This window comes from Chryseobacterium lathyri, assembly GCF_003290185.1.
Classification (GTDB): domain Bacteria; phylum Bacteroidota; class Bacteroidia; order Flavobacteriales; family Weeksellaceae; genus Chryseobacterium; species Chryseobacterium lathyri.
Genome location: NZ_QNFY01000008.1, coordinates 257,790 through 274,222, shown reverse-complemented (window position 1 = coordinate 274,222; position 16,433 = coordinate 257,790). Strand labels below are relative to the sequence as shown.

The following is a 16,433-nucleotide window of genomic DNA, read 5'->3' as shown; positions in this document are numbered from 1 at the left end:
ATATAAATATTGATAATATTTTTGTAGGATTTAAGAAATTAAGTATTTTTTTCATAACTAATTAAATTATTTTGATAAAAGAAATGCACGTCCATTAAATATAGATTTTGAATCCGCATTGGTATCTGCTCTACCGTTATAAATATATTCGTAAGTATTAACTCCACCGGTTACTTCATGATTAAACAATCCAATAAATTTTGACCATCCTCCCCACATAAAGTTGCCAGCATCCATTAGGCTATAAATAGTATTCGTATTTCCAAATCTCACATGGTAAAAAGCATTATTTTGATTAACATCATTTCCTATATCTAATTTCCTTGATAAATAATGTGCTGAAAAATCTGCTTCTCCATAAGTAGATTCATAACCAATCATAGCATAAGCCGAGAGTTGGGCACTTGGAGATATTACAGTATTTCCGAGTCTTCCCTGCGCTAGCAAAGTTCTAATTTTGTTAGTATGGGGAACACTTGCTATTACCTTCAAAAATTCATTGTAATCAATTGGATAATACACTTGATCTCCTATATTATATATTTCCCCTTGAGCAAGTTTGTCTACATTCCCTGGATCATTGAAGAACAGTTCCTGATTTCCATTACCTGCATCAAAAAATCTATTCGGCTTTGAATTTCTGAATACTGTAGAAACTTTCCCATTTTTATTTAAGTATATATCGTCTTTAGGTTTCTGCGAATTCATAGAACTTTGCAATAAACTAAAAGCGGTTTGAGCATCGGCCCCGTATAAGTAACATCCAATGTTTGATTAGCATACACCTTTTCAGTCCAGGGTACTGATCTATATATCTATGATTTTCAATATTTCAGATTTCCTATCTTTAATTTTCTTCTATTCCAGTTATATAAATATCATTTCAAATTTTATGTTTTATTTAATTTAAAAAAAATAAAACATAAAATATTGATAATCAATAATGTATTTTATTAACAACATGTTTGAAATATTATCACTAATCAAATTTCATTGAATTTTGTGTTTCTATAACAACATAATATTCTTTGCTATTCTTTATTAATTTCTGGAATCTTTTTTTGGATATTTTATTATAAATATTGAAAATATTTATAATAAAATATTCTTTATTTAAATAATCTTTAGGTATTGTTATATTATATTTCAATTCTTTAACCAAATCTTGATTTACAGTTAATATTGCTGAAAATGATATTTCAAAATCTTTAGTATTACTAGATTCTAATTTATTAAAATCATCAGATTCAAGAGTTAGATCCCCTGGAATATACTTTCCTTGAATAGGTTCATTTAAAGAATTATCATCAATAGGTCTAATTTTAAAATCGTAAATGCTTTTAGAAATTTCCCGATCATTTAAAATGATCAAGTTTATTTTTTTGGTTTGCGAAAAAAAGCAACCTGAAAAGATAAGAAACGATAGTAAAAAATATTGCTTTAAATGTTTATTTTGCATTTCTATTTAGTATATTATTTATAACTTTTTTTGTTAATGTCATTATAGGTTTAGAAATATTATTTCCTCTTCTACAACAAGAACATTTTTACAGTACAAAACCCTCCTTTAGGAGGGTTCTTCTTATCTAAGTTATAAGTGTTTGTTATCTTTTGAACCTTTTTCTCAACATCTATCCCATGAAACTTATTTAAAACTTCCTGTCCTATATTATGGTTTGATGTTGTACCTGTTTAAATTTGTACTTACATTCGTAATAACACGATTAATTTGGTTGCCATTTTTTGACTCCCCATATACAAGTCTACCACGTATATAGATATGGGCAGATACTTTTGTTTTATTTAATAAAAAATTCTTTAAGTTCTCCTTTCTTTATTAAATTGATATTGTTAGGAGTTATCATTTTATAAATATATCCGTATTGAATATCCTCGTCAAATGACCCTCTATTTTTTTTATCCTTTATAAAATCATTATCAAGAGCATTCTTTTTTTTAACAATATTATATTTGGGGTTATAAGATTCTGCTATAATAACTTTATTGTCTTTATATTTAAATGCTCCTAACTTACTAAGTCGATCAATAGGAAAAACTTCATTTTCTCTTGACGTAGCTAAAACAACTAATGTATCGTGTTTTGTAAAAATGTAAAAAAAATTTAAGTTTTTATTTTCTTTATTTTCTTTCTGAATACTTCCTAATATAATAGTATATATTTCATCCGATACAAAAAATTGATTGCTGTTTTCTTTACAAGAATAGAGAAATAAGAATAGTATAATTAGAGTGATTTTTTTCATCTTTCTAATGATTTAAGATTTAAATTACCAGTGATAATCATTCCTTTATTTTTAGAGTTAATTAAAAAAATAGCGTTGAAATTAACGCTATTTTTATTATCAATATGTGGAACATGATCCAGACTTCTTATAACAGGGGATTAATCAATTATTCTGATAAGCTCCCCTAAGTACAGTTTTTTATTACTCAAATTATAATTTGAAGGAACATTTAATAAATATTCTTTTTTATTTTTTAATTTTCCTTTTCTCAAGACTATGGCTGTGTTTTCTATTCCATTATAATTCTTAATAAAATCAGATACAGGAAGGCTATCTTTATCAACAACATACAATGTATCATTAGTATGGATATCTTTTACAAGATAAAAATTTGATTGCTTTTTATCTTTTGCTGGATAATAGTACAATAGCTCAATATAAATATTTTTTTGTGGTTCAGTTAAATTTGAAAAAAATATTTTTTTTTCAGTTAAATTATCTTTTTCTTTACAAGAAAAAGCAATTAAAAATAGTGTTAAAATTATGTTTTTCATTTTTCAAGTCTAGGTTCAATTTTTCTATTATTTAATTTACCTGCCTTATATAACCTATACATTCTATTTATTTGATGTACATTCAAACCAGTAGGTTTTCGTATAGCTCCTTGTATCATAAAATTACTTTTAAGTGTTGAAAATGTTTCAGGTAAATCAAACAGAGTTTCTCTTGTTGCCATGGCTGGGTGTTGTAATCCTCCTGTATGTCCTATTTCATGTGGTAGTGTTTTGCTATTCTCTCCACTCATTAAATCATTTATATATTTCTCATTTACATAAATTTCTTTTCCATTCATAGCTCTTCCTACAACATCTGTCTTTTTGTCTTTATAAACATCGAATTCTTTAGAGGAAGAATCTTTTATTTCAATTAGTGTATCCGTACTTTTAAGATCTTCTTTGTCATCAATAGTTCTAATATTTATATTTGCAGAAACTGTAATGTTAGGATTATTATCTATTTTATTAAAAATAGCCTCGGTTTGTGACTGTACAGTACTAGCAAATTTTTTCATATCAATTTTCTTATTTGAAGAACTATTTAAAACAGCTCCTGTAAATGTTATTTGATAATGGGTTGTATTTGTTTTTTTATCATAGGTTTGAGTAATACCCCAATCTCTACCATCAGGATCTATAAAAACTATAGGATTATTTGCGGCATACATCATCGGATTTAATTCAGGATGTTTTTCCGCCAATGGATCCACAACACCCCATCTTCCAATATCCGGCATATAAAATCTCGCTCCATAATCATACATTCCCGTTTCCTGCAATTCCTTACCATTATACTTATACTGATAAGCATTTTGAGTAGTAGCAGTATAATTGTGCATTAATCCAAAAGGATAATAATTGTTTACTTCTACAATTTCACCTGGCGTCCAGTAATCTATGCAGTTGGGTGGATTCCAAGGATCCCAAGGTCCATCACATTGCTGTACACGGTATTGCCTCGGCTGTATAATTCCATCTTTATTAGTGTCAGTATAACTCAATCTAACATTTCCTAAATGATCTGTAAAATTATAGATATACGAATTGCTTAGCACATCATAGTAGCCTTCTGATGTAGGAATAATTCTGAGTTTAATTGTTGCAACTTCATTAGGATCTGGTTCCGGAGTCAAGCCTCCTCCTGAACCTTCCTCCGATGGTCTTGTAGATTTATACTGAAACCCGTCCAGATAATTGGTTTCTATATCTCCAAAGAGCTTTTTCACTTTTACACCGTCTGCTCTGTATACGTAATTTGTTACCTGAGCATTCTGGGTAATCTGTTTGGGTAAATTTAAATAATTATACTGAATTGATGAAATGCCTTTATCTTTATGATTCAGCATGTTTCCGTTCAGATCATACCCTATGATTGTGGGAGTTACTACATAGGGGTAGCCTTTACTGTTTCCAATCTGTTCTTCGCTAACTTTTGTAAGTTGGTTTCCAACATAGTCATATTTAAGATTGTCTATCATCAGTGCTGTAGTACTGCCTGGCAGTAATCCCTCTGATCTTTTTAATCGGGTGATGTTTCCATTAAGATCATATTCCAGCTTTTCAAAATATTCCCTTCCTGTCTCATTTCCTGAGCTCTGATAAAAACCTGCTGTCAGCCTGTTTATAGGATCATACACATAACCATATCTTTTCAAAGGCTCATTTTCCTGAGTTAGTGTTTTCCAAGATACTTCAGCTATATTCCCATTGTATTTGGGTTTTACCATGAGTCCTGTGTCAGAAGCATCAGGAACTTCCAGTCCTTCAACCTGGTTGTAATTAATTTTATATCCAAACAAATCGGTTCCTAAGTTTGCCGGATCATTGATATTGGTCATCCAACCTCTGATATTGTACTTGTAATCGATGGTCTGTAAAGGGGACGCCAATGATACTCCGCCGACTTTTTTGGACTCCAGCTGAGAAAGCTCATTATACTTATTCTGAGCCAGATATTCAACAGGGTTGCTGCCTATCTGATGGGTATGGGTCAGAAGTCTGTTCTGGTGATCATAGGTGAACTTTTCTGCGATGCCCTTTTCAGCATCTGTGCTAAGTCTTTTGTGATAGGTATTGGTCTGAAGGACCATTCCCGCAAAATCAAGCTTATGATTAACGACAGTATATCCTCCCAAATGGTTGTTACTTCTTGAGCCTATATTTCTTCCTTTGGTATCATACCAGATAAAGTTCTTTGTCCATTGGTCATCTTCTATATTTTTGACATAGGAAGCAGTAAGCATTCCTTTAGTGGTTCGCGAATTGGACGGGTTATCTGTCAAAAGCTCCTGTGCAAATACATTGGTGACTGTTGGAGAGCCTGTGGGATAGGTGTCATAGTAGTTAACACTTAATAGTTTAGTAACAGAACTTGGATAACTGAAGGAACCATTATCATAGTAAACATCCAATCCACTGTTGGTAAAGCCTGCCGTAGAGGTTCTGGTTACATTGTTACTGCCTTTGGCATCTGCCAAGGCCTGTTCTGCTGCTCTTCCTGCCACACCATAAGCCTGGGCACTGGTGTATATTCCCGTGTAGGCTATTCTTCCAAACTGGTCATATTTGGTAAACAGCCACTGTTTTTGAGCTCCCATTACAGCATCCTGTGTCATGATCAGCCTGTCCTGTTTATCATAGACCATATATTCCCAGCCTTTTCCGGGGAGCTTTTTAAGCACCAGCCTGTTTCTCCCGTCATACCGGTACATATAGCATAAGCTCCCCAGTACTGTGTTGAGATCCGCAGTGGCAGATGCCTTAGGTGGAATCACAAAAGCCAGTTGGTTGTATTCATTATATACATAGTAAGTGTCAGCATTTTCTGTACTGCTTACCACTTTTCTGACCAATAATACCTGTCCCTGTCCGTTTTTAAATTCTATGGTTTTATTGCCGTCTTCATCGGTTATGGTATTTTTATACAGCTGGCTGGCTCCGTAGGTTCCTGATAATGTTATAGCGGAAGAAGTGGCACCTGCGGAAGTAGCAATATATCTCTTTACTTCGCTATCTATATTGGCATCATAGTCAAAATTTATGGGCTTCCCAGTCCAGTCATTTCCAACCTGGATCTGCTGCTGGATTCTGTCCAACGGAGAGTTTTCAAGTATTTTCTCAGCATAGATCTTTTCCGAGCCATAAATTCCGGGCTGGGTAGCATTGGCCAGAGGGGTAGGAACTATGGATCCATTTAAAGTTTGAGATTGTGGAACGGGTAAGTAATCTTTTACCTTTCTTCCGAATTGATCATGTTCTATGTGGGTGACAATGTCTCTTCCCAGTGGTGAGGCTTTGACATTAACGATTTGTTTTGGTCTTCCGAGTCCGTCAAAATACTGAACGGTTTCGGAGGTTTTAGTAGGGGTAGTTCCGTTATAGTCTAAATAGGTTTTGGAATAAACATAGTTTTCTGTAGATGAAAGCTGTGCATGGGCTAAACTCGTGACGAGCAAAGCTCCGATCGGGATTAATATCTTTTGCATTTAATGAGTGTTGTTTTAGCGATTGTTAATTAATAGGTAAATATTAAATCTACATTTGCCGATGCTGTTCCGCCTGTATTACCTTGATATTTCAGGGTTACCTCTCCCAAAGTATTTATGGTTACTGCCCATCTTCTGTTCAGTTCCGGTATATCAGTTAAATTTTTAATGACTGTCGGGACACAGCTTCCTGTAATCTTTCCAATTACCAATCCGGTGGTTAACTGATTAAGCAACACATTATCCTGATAAGGAAATAAAAAATTAAAACTGGCTTTTGAAGTGGTAGATGATATTTTTGTAATTGAACCGGATAAGTATTGGATAGTTCCTGTAGAACTGAATCCACATGCATCAGGAATACATGCTCCGAATAGGTTTGCTTGTGCTTGTCCATTGGTGATTAAATCATTGAAAGCCTTTTGATTCGCATCTGCCAGATCAATAGTTGAACTGTACTTTTCCTCAGGAACAACATACAGATATTGATCTCCCATAGAACCTGCAGGGCAGTTCTGTTTGGTATAATACATGATTTTCTCTTCACTATAATAAATCCCGGCAGTAGGTTGTGCAAAATGATTTTTAAATTCTTTTATAATTTCATTATCCTTAGTAGCGATTTTTTCGAGCCTGTTGCTGTCAACTTCATATTTATATAGATTACGTAGTCCCCCAGGGGAAGTAATGCTTGTAATTCCTATTAATGGATTATACGTATATGTCGTAACAAGATAACTCGCTATAGATTGATTCTTTCTGAAATTATCCAAAGCATTTATAAAGGTCTGTTCTGTCATTTCATCCACATCAGCTATGGACTTGGTCTGCAAATCGGAAACAGCAGCCGATATAGCCGGAAGTGCCATCAAAGAACCATAAGAAATTCCCTCGATTTTTGCGATAGGCAAAGTCTCATCATACCCCCATATAAGTGAAGTGGTTCCTGATTTTGTGGTATATTGAAGCAGATTGCCTTTCGCATCATATTGGTCATAGGTTATTTCGTTTTCTATATTTTCCGTAGCCGTATCAATCGTACCGAGTATAACTGATTGAATTTGTTTCGGAAGTAATCTGCCGGCAGCGTTTAAAGCATACTGATTATTTGTTTTAGAAAACGGATTATTGTTTTTATAAGTAGTTGTCTGCAAAGGAATACCTATCATATTTCGCTGAATAAAATCTCCGGATCCTGCTATATCTGATGCATACTTATAAGAAGATTTTACTTTTGTCATATCGGCAGAAGTAGATTCTTGTGACAGAAGATTATTGTTTCCTATGGTGTTATACTGGAATTCATTTCGCTCTTCTACTGCAGTACCGTTTAAATAGTCGGTGGTGATGGTAGAGGATAGCAATTGTTGATTCAATTTTATTTTATAAAAACGATCCATTAAGAAGTTAAATTTTGTAGTAGTAACAAAAGGATCTTTTGAGTTTAATTTTAGTTTGGTATAAATATTTTTTACAACTTTCAGAGAATCGCCATTCTCTCCAAAATAAACCGTCTTTAATAATCTACCCCTGTAATTTCCATAGTCAGTATAGGGCATATCTAAATTTTTTGCCATCTCATTAGGAAGATATGGATTAGTATAAAACGGCTGTTGTCTGTCAACGAATCCATCAGGTTCTTTTCTAAGATCAGAGAAAAAATATTTTTTTTGAAGCTTATTATTGACCAGCTCACTAACTTCCGAATAATTTACAGGAGTTGAGCTAAAAGTATTTGGAGTCATGCTTGAAGAATTTTCGACCAGCCATTTATCGTTACCTGAAACTGCGAGGTTCAGGTCTTCATCCTTGTACTTAACCATAACATAGGAAAAGAAAGAGTTATTGATTCCACTACTTGTAACTGAAGCTGAATTTTTAAAATCTTTAATATATTTGAAATCTCGAGTTATATATTTTTCACGGTCAAAATCGATAATTTTTTTGATTCTTGCCCCTCCCGTAATACCCGATTGGATTTTGATATATTGGTAAAAATTTGAAGATGCATCTCTTGCTATCGTTTCGGAATACGAAGGGGGTTCATAGTAAAAGGATGAGTACCCGCCAGTAGGATATTTTATTTTTCTCAAAAGTCCTACATCAAAAAGACCTGTGTTGGGGTTCCTTGAATCTCCGAAAAAATCAACATTTTGGTTAGTATCAGCATAGAAAGCATAGTCAGGAATCAATTTGTTGGTCTCTTCAGATCTTCCGTTCCAATATCCCCAATAATCTACTCCCAAAGTCGTTTGTTCGGGAAGATTATTGGTCTTATAATAATCCAGGGTGTATTGCTTATCATTATCCGTTACGGATGTAAGAAAGAAGTAATCCTTATTCCGATTATACCTGAAGCTTATACTTTTTATTTTCTTTTGCTGATTATTGTAAACTTGTATATCACTTACTTTATATGATTTGTATCCGTAAAATTTTGGTTTTGTAAAGTCGGTTCCTGTACTGTACTTGTCAAATTCGGAATAGTTAAATTTAATGGTAGCGACACTATCTACAATGATTTTATCAGGATATACTTTTTTTACCATATTCATCTGATATTTTGAAACATTATTCGCTATGGGACCATAATGAATAGGATGGGTGATCATATTGTTTGCCCATGGCTGCTCACGGTATAAATAGGGATAATGTCCGAAAATGTAAAAATTTAGGTCGAAAAATTTTTCATTAATACCATTGGAACTCAGACCGTCAGAGGGGGGATATGTATTGCTGTGGCAAAAAGACGAACTATCTAAATCATAAAAACCATTCAGGTATTTCTTATTTTCTATAACGATAAATCGGCCATTGCTATATTCAACTTTAGTAAGATACCAACCCATAATATTAAAAGATGGGGTCTGTGAAGAAGGGGGTGTAGATCCCATTACACCTAAATTATAAGATATCTCCAGATTGTCTGAGCTTCCTCCGAAATAGTATTTATTTCCTTTTCCATCGGTAATAATGATTTGTGAATTGTCTGGCTCACAATTTGTTTTATACTGTGAAGGAATACCCGTAATGTCAATTTTTAAATTAGTATCATTGGATACTATAACGGGTTTCAAATCAAACCCTATATAGAAGTAACCTGATATACCCATAAAATTAAAGTTAAACTTATCTGGAGCAAGTTCCCCAAACGTGTTCTGGAGACTGAAATAAGGTAGCCATCCCTCAGATTCCCGATTAGGATAATTTCCGTTTAAAATATCTTCACTAGTTAGACCTGATCCTACTGCTAAACGTGCTGTTGTCAGATATCCAGCTCTTGTAGAAGGACCTGATAAATCACCGGGATAAATGCGGTCATCATCTCCCTTATAATTAATTTCGCGGGTAATAGCTCCTCCATAATTCAAAAACCAATTCAGCCCAACATAATTAGACTTTTTGGCAGGCATAAATCCTGAAGAGTTATAAGCCAGATTCATATTAAATACATCTCCGACGCCGGGAATATCAGTTGAAAACAAAGGAATATTAGCATCAATTGCTCCTGCATAAAGATTGACGGGGATATTACCGAATCTTTCCATCTCATAACTTTGTGGAGATTTTAGGTTTATAGGAGTATATTTGTCCTGGGCATTTACGATTATTAATGGGATAAACAATAAAAAAAGTATTTTTCTCATCAGTATTTTATTTCTTAATTAGTTTTGCACTTGCTGTTTTATTTGTATCCGTTTTTATTGTCACCAGATAAGCTCCCTGTATCAAATTCTGAGTATTAATTTTAGTAATCTTATTCTTAGTTTTCAAACTCTGAAGCTGTCTCCCGCCCATATCGTACAAAGTAATATCAGCTTCTTTAAAATCAAAACCAATTTCTACATATGCATAATCTGAAACAGGATTCGGATAGATTTTAATATCCTGTTTTTCAATCAGCTGATCAAGCTGTTTATCTCCCAGCTTCACAATCTTCCAGTTCTCTTTTCCAAGTTCTTCTGCACTGGTTCCTGCTAAAATGATTGAGCCGTCTCTATTCAGTTTTATATCAGAGAGTCTTTCTTCTCTTTTCCTGGATTCTCCTTTTATGTGTTTTCTCCACTGCTCGTTTCCATCAGTATTGAGATAAAGCATCCAGAAGGTTTCATCATCTGCTTCAATCCTTCCTTTTGCCTGGGTATAACCTCCCAAAAGAATTCCTTTTGTGACATCTTGGTTCTTGGCTATTGAATCTTGACTCTGGATTACACTCGTTCCCATCAGAATATCTCTGTTCCCAAAATTGTAGGATTTTTGCCAGATTTCTTCACCTCTTTCGTTTAAAGAGATCAGCCACAAATCTGTTCCTTCTTCTATGCCTACGCTTTTATTTCCTGACCTCTCAGATCTAGATTCCCCGCCAATTAAATAACCTGAAGAGGTTAAAGCGAGTGTTCTTAGATGATCATCTGCTTTGCCCCCAAAGCTCTTTTCCCATTCTGTTTTTCCGGTTTTATCAAGCTTGATCACCCAGTAATCTCCTTCACCAAAATTTTCGGTTTTCTTTGATCCGCCTATAGTACTTCTGGAATAGATGCCTAGCAAGGCACCACCATCTTTAGTGGGAATCATTTTCTCTACTTCATCAAGACCTTTTCCTCCTAAAATAGACTGAGAGAGTTCTTTTCCATCTTTATCGAGTTTTACAATTAAAATATCTTTGGAACCATAACCTTTAGCTGAGTTTTGAACATTTCCTGCTAAGAAGAATCCTAAATCTGTAGTCTGAATAACTGATCTCGCTTCTTCATCCGATGCTGATCCTAAAGTTTTCTGCCACAGTTCGTCTCCGAATTCGTTGAGCCTTATCAACCATAGGTCCGATCCACCTTTTGATTCGTCTTTCTTATCCAGACCCTTCCCTGAATAGGATGTTCCTGCTATAAGAAATCCTCCTTCTTGAGTGGCTACAGATGCGGACAGGTAATCATGGTTGTTTCCCGAGAAATATTTTTCCCAGACCTCTTCGCCTTGTTGGTTAAGCTTTACTAAATGGAAATCGTAACCGTTGTTTTGCTTACCAGCTTCTGTTTGAAGTTTACTACTCCGAATGGAGCTTCCTGTAATGAGATACTGCTGATCTATTGTTGTAGTTACCTGGCTTAAGAAATCCTGGGTAGAGGATTTGATGTCTTTCTGCCATAATACTTCCTGGGCCGACAGGCCCAAGATTGTGCATATCATAAATGCACTCATGTAGAGTTTTCTCATCTATTTGTGATATTAGTTCTTATAATTTTTGCAAATTTAACATTTTTAACGCTCACAAAAAGTCTCATTACTGAGATTTAATATGAATAATATCACTTGTGGGTGTTTTTATAATGTTATATTCATTTTATAAAAGTAAAGGTACTTTCGGAGAACGACAGAACATGACGTATAATAATTAAATCAGAAAAGAGAAACCTAAAGGCTTCTCTTTTATATTATGAAATATTTAATAAATTATACTAACCTTCCAGAACCGGAATAATATGTTCCCACTTCAGATGTTTCACATAGTCCAGAGCGGTTTTTCCGTTGTTAGATTTTATATTTTTATCTGCACCGGCTCCCAATATAATTTTTACAGAGGTAAGATTTCCGGCGATGGCCTCTCTATGGAGAAGAGTAAGTCCATTTTCATCTTTGTTGGTAAGTTCGTCGGGGTATTCCTGAAGGAACTTTAGGAATTCTCCTTCCATATTTTTACTCATCGGATGCTCTATAAGATTTTCTGGTTTTTCCTTCTGTTCATTCACTACCTCTATATCATTGAAGTCTCCGAAATCAAGCTGCCATGCGTCGTCGTGCTCTTTTCTTTCATCTTCAGGCATATCAGCTCGCATTTTATGAATGGTAAATCCGCCATAGGCTTTTGGTAAAGGATTGGCGGGTGAAGAAAATAGTTTGGAGAGTCCTTTGGGCTTCTTAGCAGTAGGAGTGATGGCAAAAAGCCAGTCGCTGATCTCATTCAGTGGAATCTCAAAATAATCTCCGGCCTGGATGTTGGTAAGGTTGTTGGGATTGTTAATCAGGAATCCACTTACCGTATCACCGTCAAAATCAATCTCGTTGATCCACATGTGTTCTACCGTATTTTCTCCTGTTTCAGGATCTTCTTCACTGAATGCTGCCTTTACGCAGGCAAGGTTAAGACCGGGAATAATTCTTCTGTTTTCCCAGGACTGTTCCCGCCAGAAATATTTAAAAGTTTCTCTTGCTCTTTCATATGCTTCGATCATTTTAGGATCCTGTCCATCAGTAAATATAAACGAATTCTCTTCCATTGTGATTGGTAATTGATATTAATATTTGATCATGATGAAGAGTTTAAAAGTATTGTATAACACTGTTAAACCCGACATTTTTATTTTATTAAAAAATACGAAAAAATGTAAACGGTTGTTTGATTTTTGATGCAATAAAGATTTTATTATTCTTGCTCTACAGGCTCAGGAAGCAGACGGGCGGTCTTATAATAGGCTATATCAGTTGGAATTTTATTCTGCAGATCCTTAAAAGTAGAGTATTCATAATGTTCCCATTCCAGGTCATTATCAGGGTTAGGTGTTTTATCTATAGCAAGTTCAAGTTTTCCGTCTTCCTGATAACTGAACTCTATAGCAGCATATTTTTCGCCGTTTTCATCAGAAGTATACCAGCATTTTGTTGTTCTTTCCGGGATAGGTTTCAATGTTTCAGTGTCCAGGATCTGGGAACAGATAAAATTTTCAGGATCATCGTGATAAAAAACCGTTTTTGAGATCAAAGGCTTTTCATCTACGGTTAATGAATATATTTTGTTGGTGGCAATGATGAAGTCTCCGGCAAATTCCCTCTCTTCAATATCGAAAAGGTCAGATTTCTCTTTCAGATAATTGATAATCTGCTCTTCATCCTCATCGTGACTCATAAAATAATTAATGTTGTATATCTCATCCTCAGTGAGAAACTCAATTTCTTTCAGGATCTCGGAATCTTTTTCATAATAATATAAATGATAATCGTCCAGTTTCTCAGCTTTTGCTTTTGAAATCACTTCTCCAAAAATGTTTTTATATACTTTTTTCATGGTTAGTAGTTAATATATGTTGTGTTATCAGTGTATTGGTTTTTGCAGTTTTTAATCCTTATTATATTGATGATAAATAATTTAAAATTTATTGATGCAGATTTATAGTACTGCATTTTCAGGGCCATTTTTTATATTCCGTAATGTTTCTTATAATTTCACAATTTCTTTATTCATATACCAGGAGGGCACAAGGAAGCGGTCAGAATGAGGTTGCTTATTGTTAGGGTTTGGGTAAGATAAAAATGCCTGTATCATCTGAGTTTTCTTCACAGGCATGCGAATGGTCTTTGAGCTTGAAATTCTCATCTCTGTATTCTGTTTTCATGGGTTAGTTTTTGTAAGTGCAAATATATTTAAAATCAGAGAATTACAGAATTATATCTGGGCTTTTATAATAAGAATTTTTTGTTAAGAAATTGCGAACAGCAGATGCAAAAAATTGTATTGAGCTATAGCAAATATTCTTATCAATAATACAAAACTATTTATATGAGGATGATTAGTGTCGGCATTATGTCTGAACTTAAACATCCTTTATAAAATCCTCATATTCATAATAAAACCTTTCAAAACCATCCATTTTTTCCCGGAAAAATTCAAAAGTTTCCTGCCATGTATTTTTATTGAATATAGAAACGTTATGTTTTTCAACCCAGATTTTGCTGATCATTTTTCCGTTATCAAGGGTAAAATGCTCTTCCTTTTGAAAGTCGCCTATAAAATCTTTCAGGATGTCTTCCAGAGACCATATCTTTTCATAATAAGCATTCCGGAAGATCTCGTCTTTCATTTCTATATCCAATGAAACTGCTGCTTTTTTGTTGTCGGCATAAAACTTAAATGACAAATCCTTGATCTTGGTATCATACAAAATCCATTTTCTTGGAAAAGATTTTCCAAAAGCTGTCCAAAACTCCTTTTTTAACTGTTGTGCTTCTTGCTTACTGAACATATGAGCAAACTTAAGAATTTAATGGGAAAGGAACAACGTTATGAAAGTTAATGTATCAATTAGAGAAATTAACTTTTACGATCATCATTCTCCATTTATCTAATTCAAACTATTTTCTTATTTTTGCTGTAATGCTTTCAAAAAAATCCCAATATGCTTTTAAAGCGCTTTCATACCTTGTAGAAAAAAGGAATGATGGCCCGGTCCTTATTTCCGAAATTGCGGAACATAAGAAGATCCCTTTGAAGTTTTTAGAAAATATTCTGCTGGAATTGAAAAAAGCGGATATCCTTGACAGTAAAAAAGGAAAAGGAGGAGGGTACTTTTTAAAAGGAAATCCTGAAAATGTAAAACTGGCAAAGATCATCCGTCTCGTAAACGGGCCTATTGCCATGCTGCCGTGCGTCAGCTTAAATTTCTATGAAAAATGTGAAGACTGCAATGAAGAGCATTGCGGACTGCATGATGTACTTATAGAAGTCCGGGATGCCTCTCTGAATATTCTTGAGAAAAAAACTTTGATGGATCTGGTTGACTAACCCGGTCCTTTTTTTGAATAATTAGTCTACTTATTTGGTAGGATAATATTTTTATTTGATATTTGCAGTAAGCCAAATGCTTTAATCACAAGAATACCGCTTTATTTCAGTTTTTAGATTCTGGAATACAGATGATACAAATCTCTGAATGAAACGGTAGACCAGGAGCTGTAATGATATTGTACTATGATAATTTCAAGAAAAATCCAGATAAGACTCAATATATTCTTTATTACGGCTGCAGTATTGCTGATCACTATTTTATCCATGTATGAAATGGGTTATCTGGATGAGCTGCTGAATGTTCTTGCCAAAGACAATTATATTTTTTATTGGATGATGCTGGTCGGTGTATTTGCTGAGATTGTAGCCGGATCAATGGGAATGGGGTATGGCGTGATCTGTACGACAACGCTCTTATTCCTGAATATTCCGCCTCATATCGTAAGTGCCAGTATTCATTCCGCTGAAAGTTTTACCACAGCTGCGGGAAGCTTAAGCCATATCAAGCTCAAAAATGTGAGTAAAAGTTTAGTGAAGAAACTTGCTGTTCCGGCAGTTATAGGAGCTATTATTGGGGCGGTAAGTCTGACCTATTTAGGTGAATATTATGCCAAAATTACAAAAACACTTATTGCTTTCTATACTCTTTACCTCGGTATTCAGATCCTGTCCAATGCATTTAAAGATAAGCAGAACAGGGCAATGAAAAGAAAAACCAATCTGACAAGGCTTGGCGTGATCGGAGGTTTTATAGATTCGTTTGCAGGAGGAGGCTGGGGGCCGCTGGTTACGGGAACCCTTATTAAAAATGCTTTTACACCCAGATTTGCGGTTGGAAGTTCTACCGTTGCCAAATTTATCCTGACGATTACTGCTGCCGTGACTTTCTTTTTTACCCTTGGGATACAGCACTGGAATATTATTCTTGGTCTTCTGATAGGAGGGATTATCACCGCTCCTTTTTCTGCGATGCTTACAGCAAAACTTCCCGTTAAAAAAATGTTTCTGATTATCGGAATCCTTGTTATTGTAATGAGCTCCATAACTATTTATAAATCAGTTTTCAAGTAAAATTTATGTGCTTTGCAAAAAAATAAATGCCTCAAAAACATGTTTAGCTTTGAAAATATTCTACTTTTACACCCTAAATATTAGAACATGAATTTGCATATAGTAGCGCTTTTTAAGTTTAACGAAAACTACCTGATGGACGCTGTGGAACTGTTTCAGAACCTTGTAAAAGAGACCAGAAAAGAAGAAGGATGCCTTCAGTACGATCTTATTGAAGACAAAGATAACAAAGGAACCTTCTTCCTGATCGAGTTGTGGGAAAGTGTTGATCATCACAACAGACACAACGGGCAGGATCATCTTCTGGATTTCCGCAAAGATGCTTCAAAAATCATGGAAAGCTCTGCAGAAGTATATAAAGGGTTTAAGATTTATTGATTTTAAAGATTTAAACATTCAAGCATTTAAAAATTGAAAGATTCAGGGTTACAGAAATTGTAGTCTTTTAATATTTTAATCTTTCAATCTTTGAATTAAAAAAACATATAAAAGGCGGTCTCAGAATACTGAAGCCGCC

Annotated in this window: 13 protein-coding genes; 3 read left to right on the top strand and 10 right to left on the bottom strand. The window is 34.3% G+C overall.

Features of this window, described 5'->3' with window-relative positions; genetic code table 11:
• Window positions 1–66 precede the first annotated feature (66 nt).
• The 10 genes from DRF61_RS13585 to DRF61_RS13540 form a co-directional block, all read right to left on the bottom strand.
• Entirely contained in the window at window positions 67–708 is a 642-nt protein-coding gene (locus DRF61_RS13585; protein WP_111957896.1) for a hypothetical protein, read from the bottom strand.
• 271 nt (window positions 709–979) lie between these two features.
• A complete protein-coding gene (locus tag DRF61_RS13580) occupies window positions 980–1,372 on the bottom strand; it encodes a hypothetical protein (RefSeq protein ID WP_111957894.1) in 393 nt (130 codons plus the stop codon).
• Between the two features lie 427 nt (window positions 1,373–1,799).
• Window positions 1,800–2,264 carry a hypothetical protein gene (locus DRF61_RS13575; protein ID WP_111957892.1) on the bottom strand — a complete coding sequence of 155 codons (465 nt, stop codon included), beginning with the start codon at window positions 2,262–2,264 and terminating at the stop codon, window positions 1,800–1,802.
• Between the two features lie 140 nt (window positions 2,265–2,404).
• On the bottom strand, window positions 2,405–2,800 hold the full coding sequence (locus DRF61_RS13570) for a hypothetical protein (RefSeq protein WP_111957890.1): 396 nt from the start codon (window positions 2,798–2,800) through the stop codon (window positions 2,405–2,407).
• Window positions 2,797–6,288 carry a DUF6443 domain-containing protein gene (locus DRF61_RS13565; protein ID WP_111957888.1) on the bottom strand — a complete coding sequence of 1,164 codons (3,492 nt, stop codon included), beginning with the start codon at window positions 6,286–6,288 and terminating at the stop codon, window positions 2,797–2,799. Before DRF61_RS13565 ends, DRF61_RS13570 begins: the two co-directional genes overlap by 4 nt.
• Before the next feature lie 29 nt (window positions 6,289–6,317).
• Window positions 6,318–9,935 carry a DUF5977 domain-containing protein gene (locus tag DRF61_RS13560; RefSeq protein ID WP_146896864.1) on the bottom strand — a complete coding sequence of 1,206 codons (3,618 nt, stop codon included), beginning with the start codon at window positions 9,933–9,935 and terminating at the stop codon, window positions 6,318–6,320.
• 7 nt (window positions 9,936–9,942) lie between these two features.
• On the bottom strand, window positions 9,943–11,502 hold the full coding sequence (locus DRF61_RS13555) for a T9SS type A sorting domain-containing protein (RefSeq protein WP_111957884.1): 1,560 nt from the start codon (window positions 11,500–11,502) through the stop codon (window positions 9,943–9,945).
• A 242-nt stretch (window positions 11,503–11,744) separates the two neighbouring features.
• Window positions 11,745–12,563: a DUF2314 domain-containing protein gene (locus tag DRF61_RS13550; RefSeq protein WP_111957882.1), complete on the bottom strand. Its 819-nt coding sequence runs from the start codon at window positions 12,561–12,563 to the stop codon at window positions 11,745–11,747.
• Window positions 12,564–12,709: 146 nt separating this feature from the next.
• Window positions 12,710–13,348, bottom strand: coding sequence for a hypothetical protein (locus DRF61_RS13545; RefSeq protein ID WP_111957880.1), 639 nt, complete (start codon window positions 13,346–13,348; stop codon window positions 12,710–12,712).
• Between the two features lie 526 nt (window positions 13,349–13,874).
• Complete coding sequence (locus tag DRF61_RS13540) at window positions 13,875–14,303, bottom strand: DUF4268 domain-containing protein (protein WP_111957878.1); 429 nt, start codon at window positions 14,301–14,303, stop codon at window positions 13,875–13,877.
• A 131-nt stretch (window positions 14,304–14,434) separates the two neighbouring features.
• Between DRF61_RS13540 and DRF61_RS13535 the strand changes: the two genes are divergently transcribed.
• From DRF61_RS13535 to DRF61_RS13525, 3 genes are all read left to right on the top strand, one after another.
• The gene (locus DRF61_RS13535; protein ID WP_111957926.1) at window positions 14,435–14,842 is read left to right on the top strand and encodes an RrF2 family transcriptional regulator; all 408 of its coding nucleotides are present in this window, start codon (window positions 14,435–14,437) and stop codon (window positions 14,840–14,842) included.
• Between the two features lie 186 nt (window positions 14,843–15,028).
• Window positions 15,029–15,916, top strand: coding sequence for a sulfite exporter TauE/SafE family protein (locus DRF61_RS13530; RefSeq protein ID WP_111957876.1), 888 nt, complete (start codon window positions 15,029–15,031; stop codon window positions 15,914–15,916).
• Window positions 15,917–16,003: 87 nt separating this feature from the next.
• On the top strand, window positions 16,004–16,294 hold the full coding sequence (locus DRF61_RS13525) for a putative quinol monooxygenase (protein WP_111957874.1): 291 nt from the start codon (window positions 16,004–16,006) through the stop codon (window positions 16,292–16,294).
• The last annotated feature ends 139 nt before the right edge of the window (window positions 16,295–16,433 follow it).

Excerpts from the sequence above, each read along its gene's own strand:
- DRF61_RS13585 (WP_111957896.1), bottom strand. The coding sequence starts at position 708 with ATGAATTCGCAGAAACCTAAAGACGATATATACTTAAATAAAAATGGG.
- DRF61_RS13575 (WP_111957892.1), bottom strand. The coding sequence starts at position 2,264 with ATGAAAAAAATCACTCTAATTATACTATTCTTATTTCTCTATTCTTGT.
- DRF61_RS13570 (WP_111957890.1), bottom strand. The coding sequence starts at position 2,800 with ATGAAAAACATAATTTTAACACTATTTTTAATTGCTTTTTCTTGTAAA.
- DRF61_RS13565 (WP_111957888.1), bottom strand. The coding sequence starts at position 6,288 with ATGCAAAAGATATTAATCCCGATCGGAGCTTTGCTCGTCACGAGTTTA.
- DRF61_RS13560 (WP_146896864.1), bottom strand. The coding sequence starts at position 9,935 with ATGAGAAAAATACTTTTTTTATTGTTTATCCCATTAATAATCGTAAAT.
- DRF61_RS13555 (WP_111957884.1), bottom strand. The coding sequence starts at position 11,502 with ATGAGAAAACTCTACATGAGTGCATTTATGATATGCACAATCTTGGGC.
- DRF61_RS13550 (WP_111957882.1), bottom strand. The coding sequence starts at position 12,563 with ATGGAAGAGAATTCGTTTATATTTACTGATGGACAGGATCCTAAAATG.
- DRF61_RS13545 (WP_111957880.1), bottom strand. The coding sequence starts at position 13,348 with ATGAAAAAAGTATATAAAAACATTTTTGGAGAAGTGATTTCAAAAGCA.
- DRF61_RS13540 (WP_111957878.1), bottom strand. The coding sequence starts at position 14,303 with ATGTTCAGTAAGCAAGAAGCACAACAGTTAAAAAAGGAGTTTTGGACA.
- DRF61_RS13535 (WP_111957926.1), top strand. The coding sequence starts at position 14,435 with ATGCTTTCAAAAAAATCCCAATATGCTTTTAAAGCGCTTTCATACCTT.
- DRF61_RS13530 (WP_111957876.1), top strand. The coding sequence starts at position 15,029 with ATGATAATTTCAAGAAAAATCCAGATAAGACTCAATATATTCTTTATT.
- DRF61_RS13525 (WP_111957874.1), top strand. The coding sequence starts at position 16,004 with ATGAATTTGCATATAGTAGCGCTTTTTAAGTTTAACGAAAACTACCTG.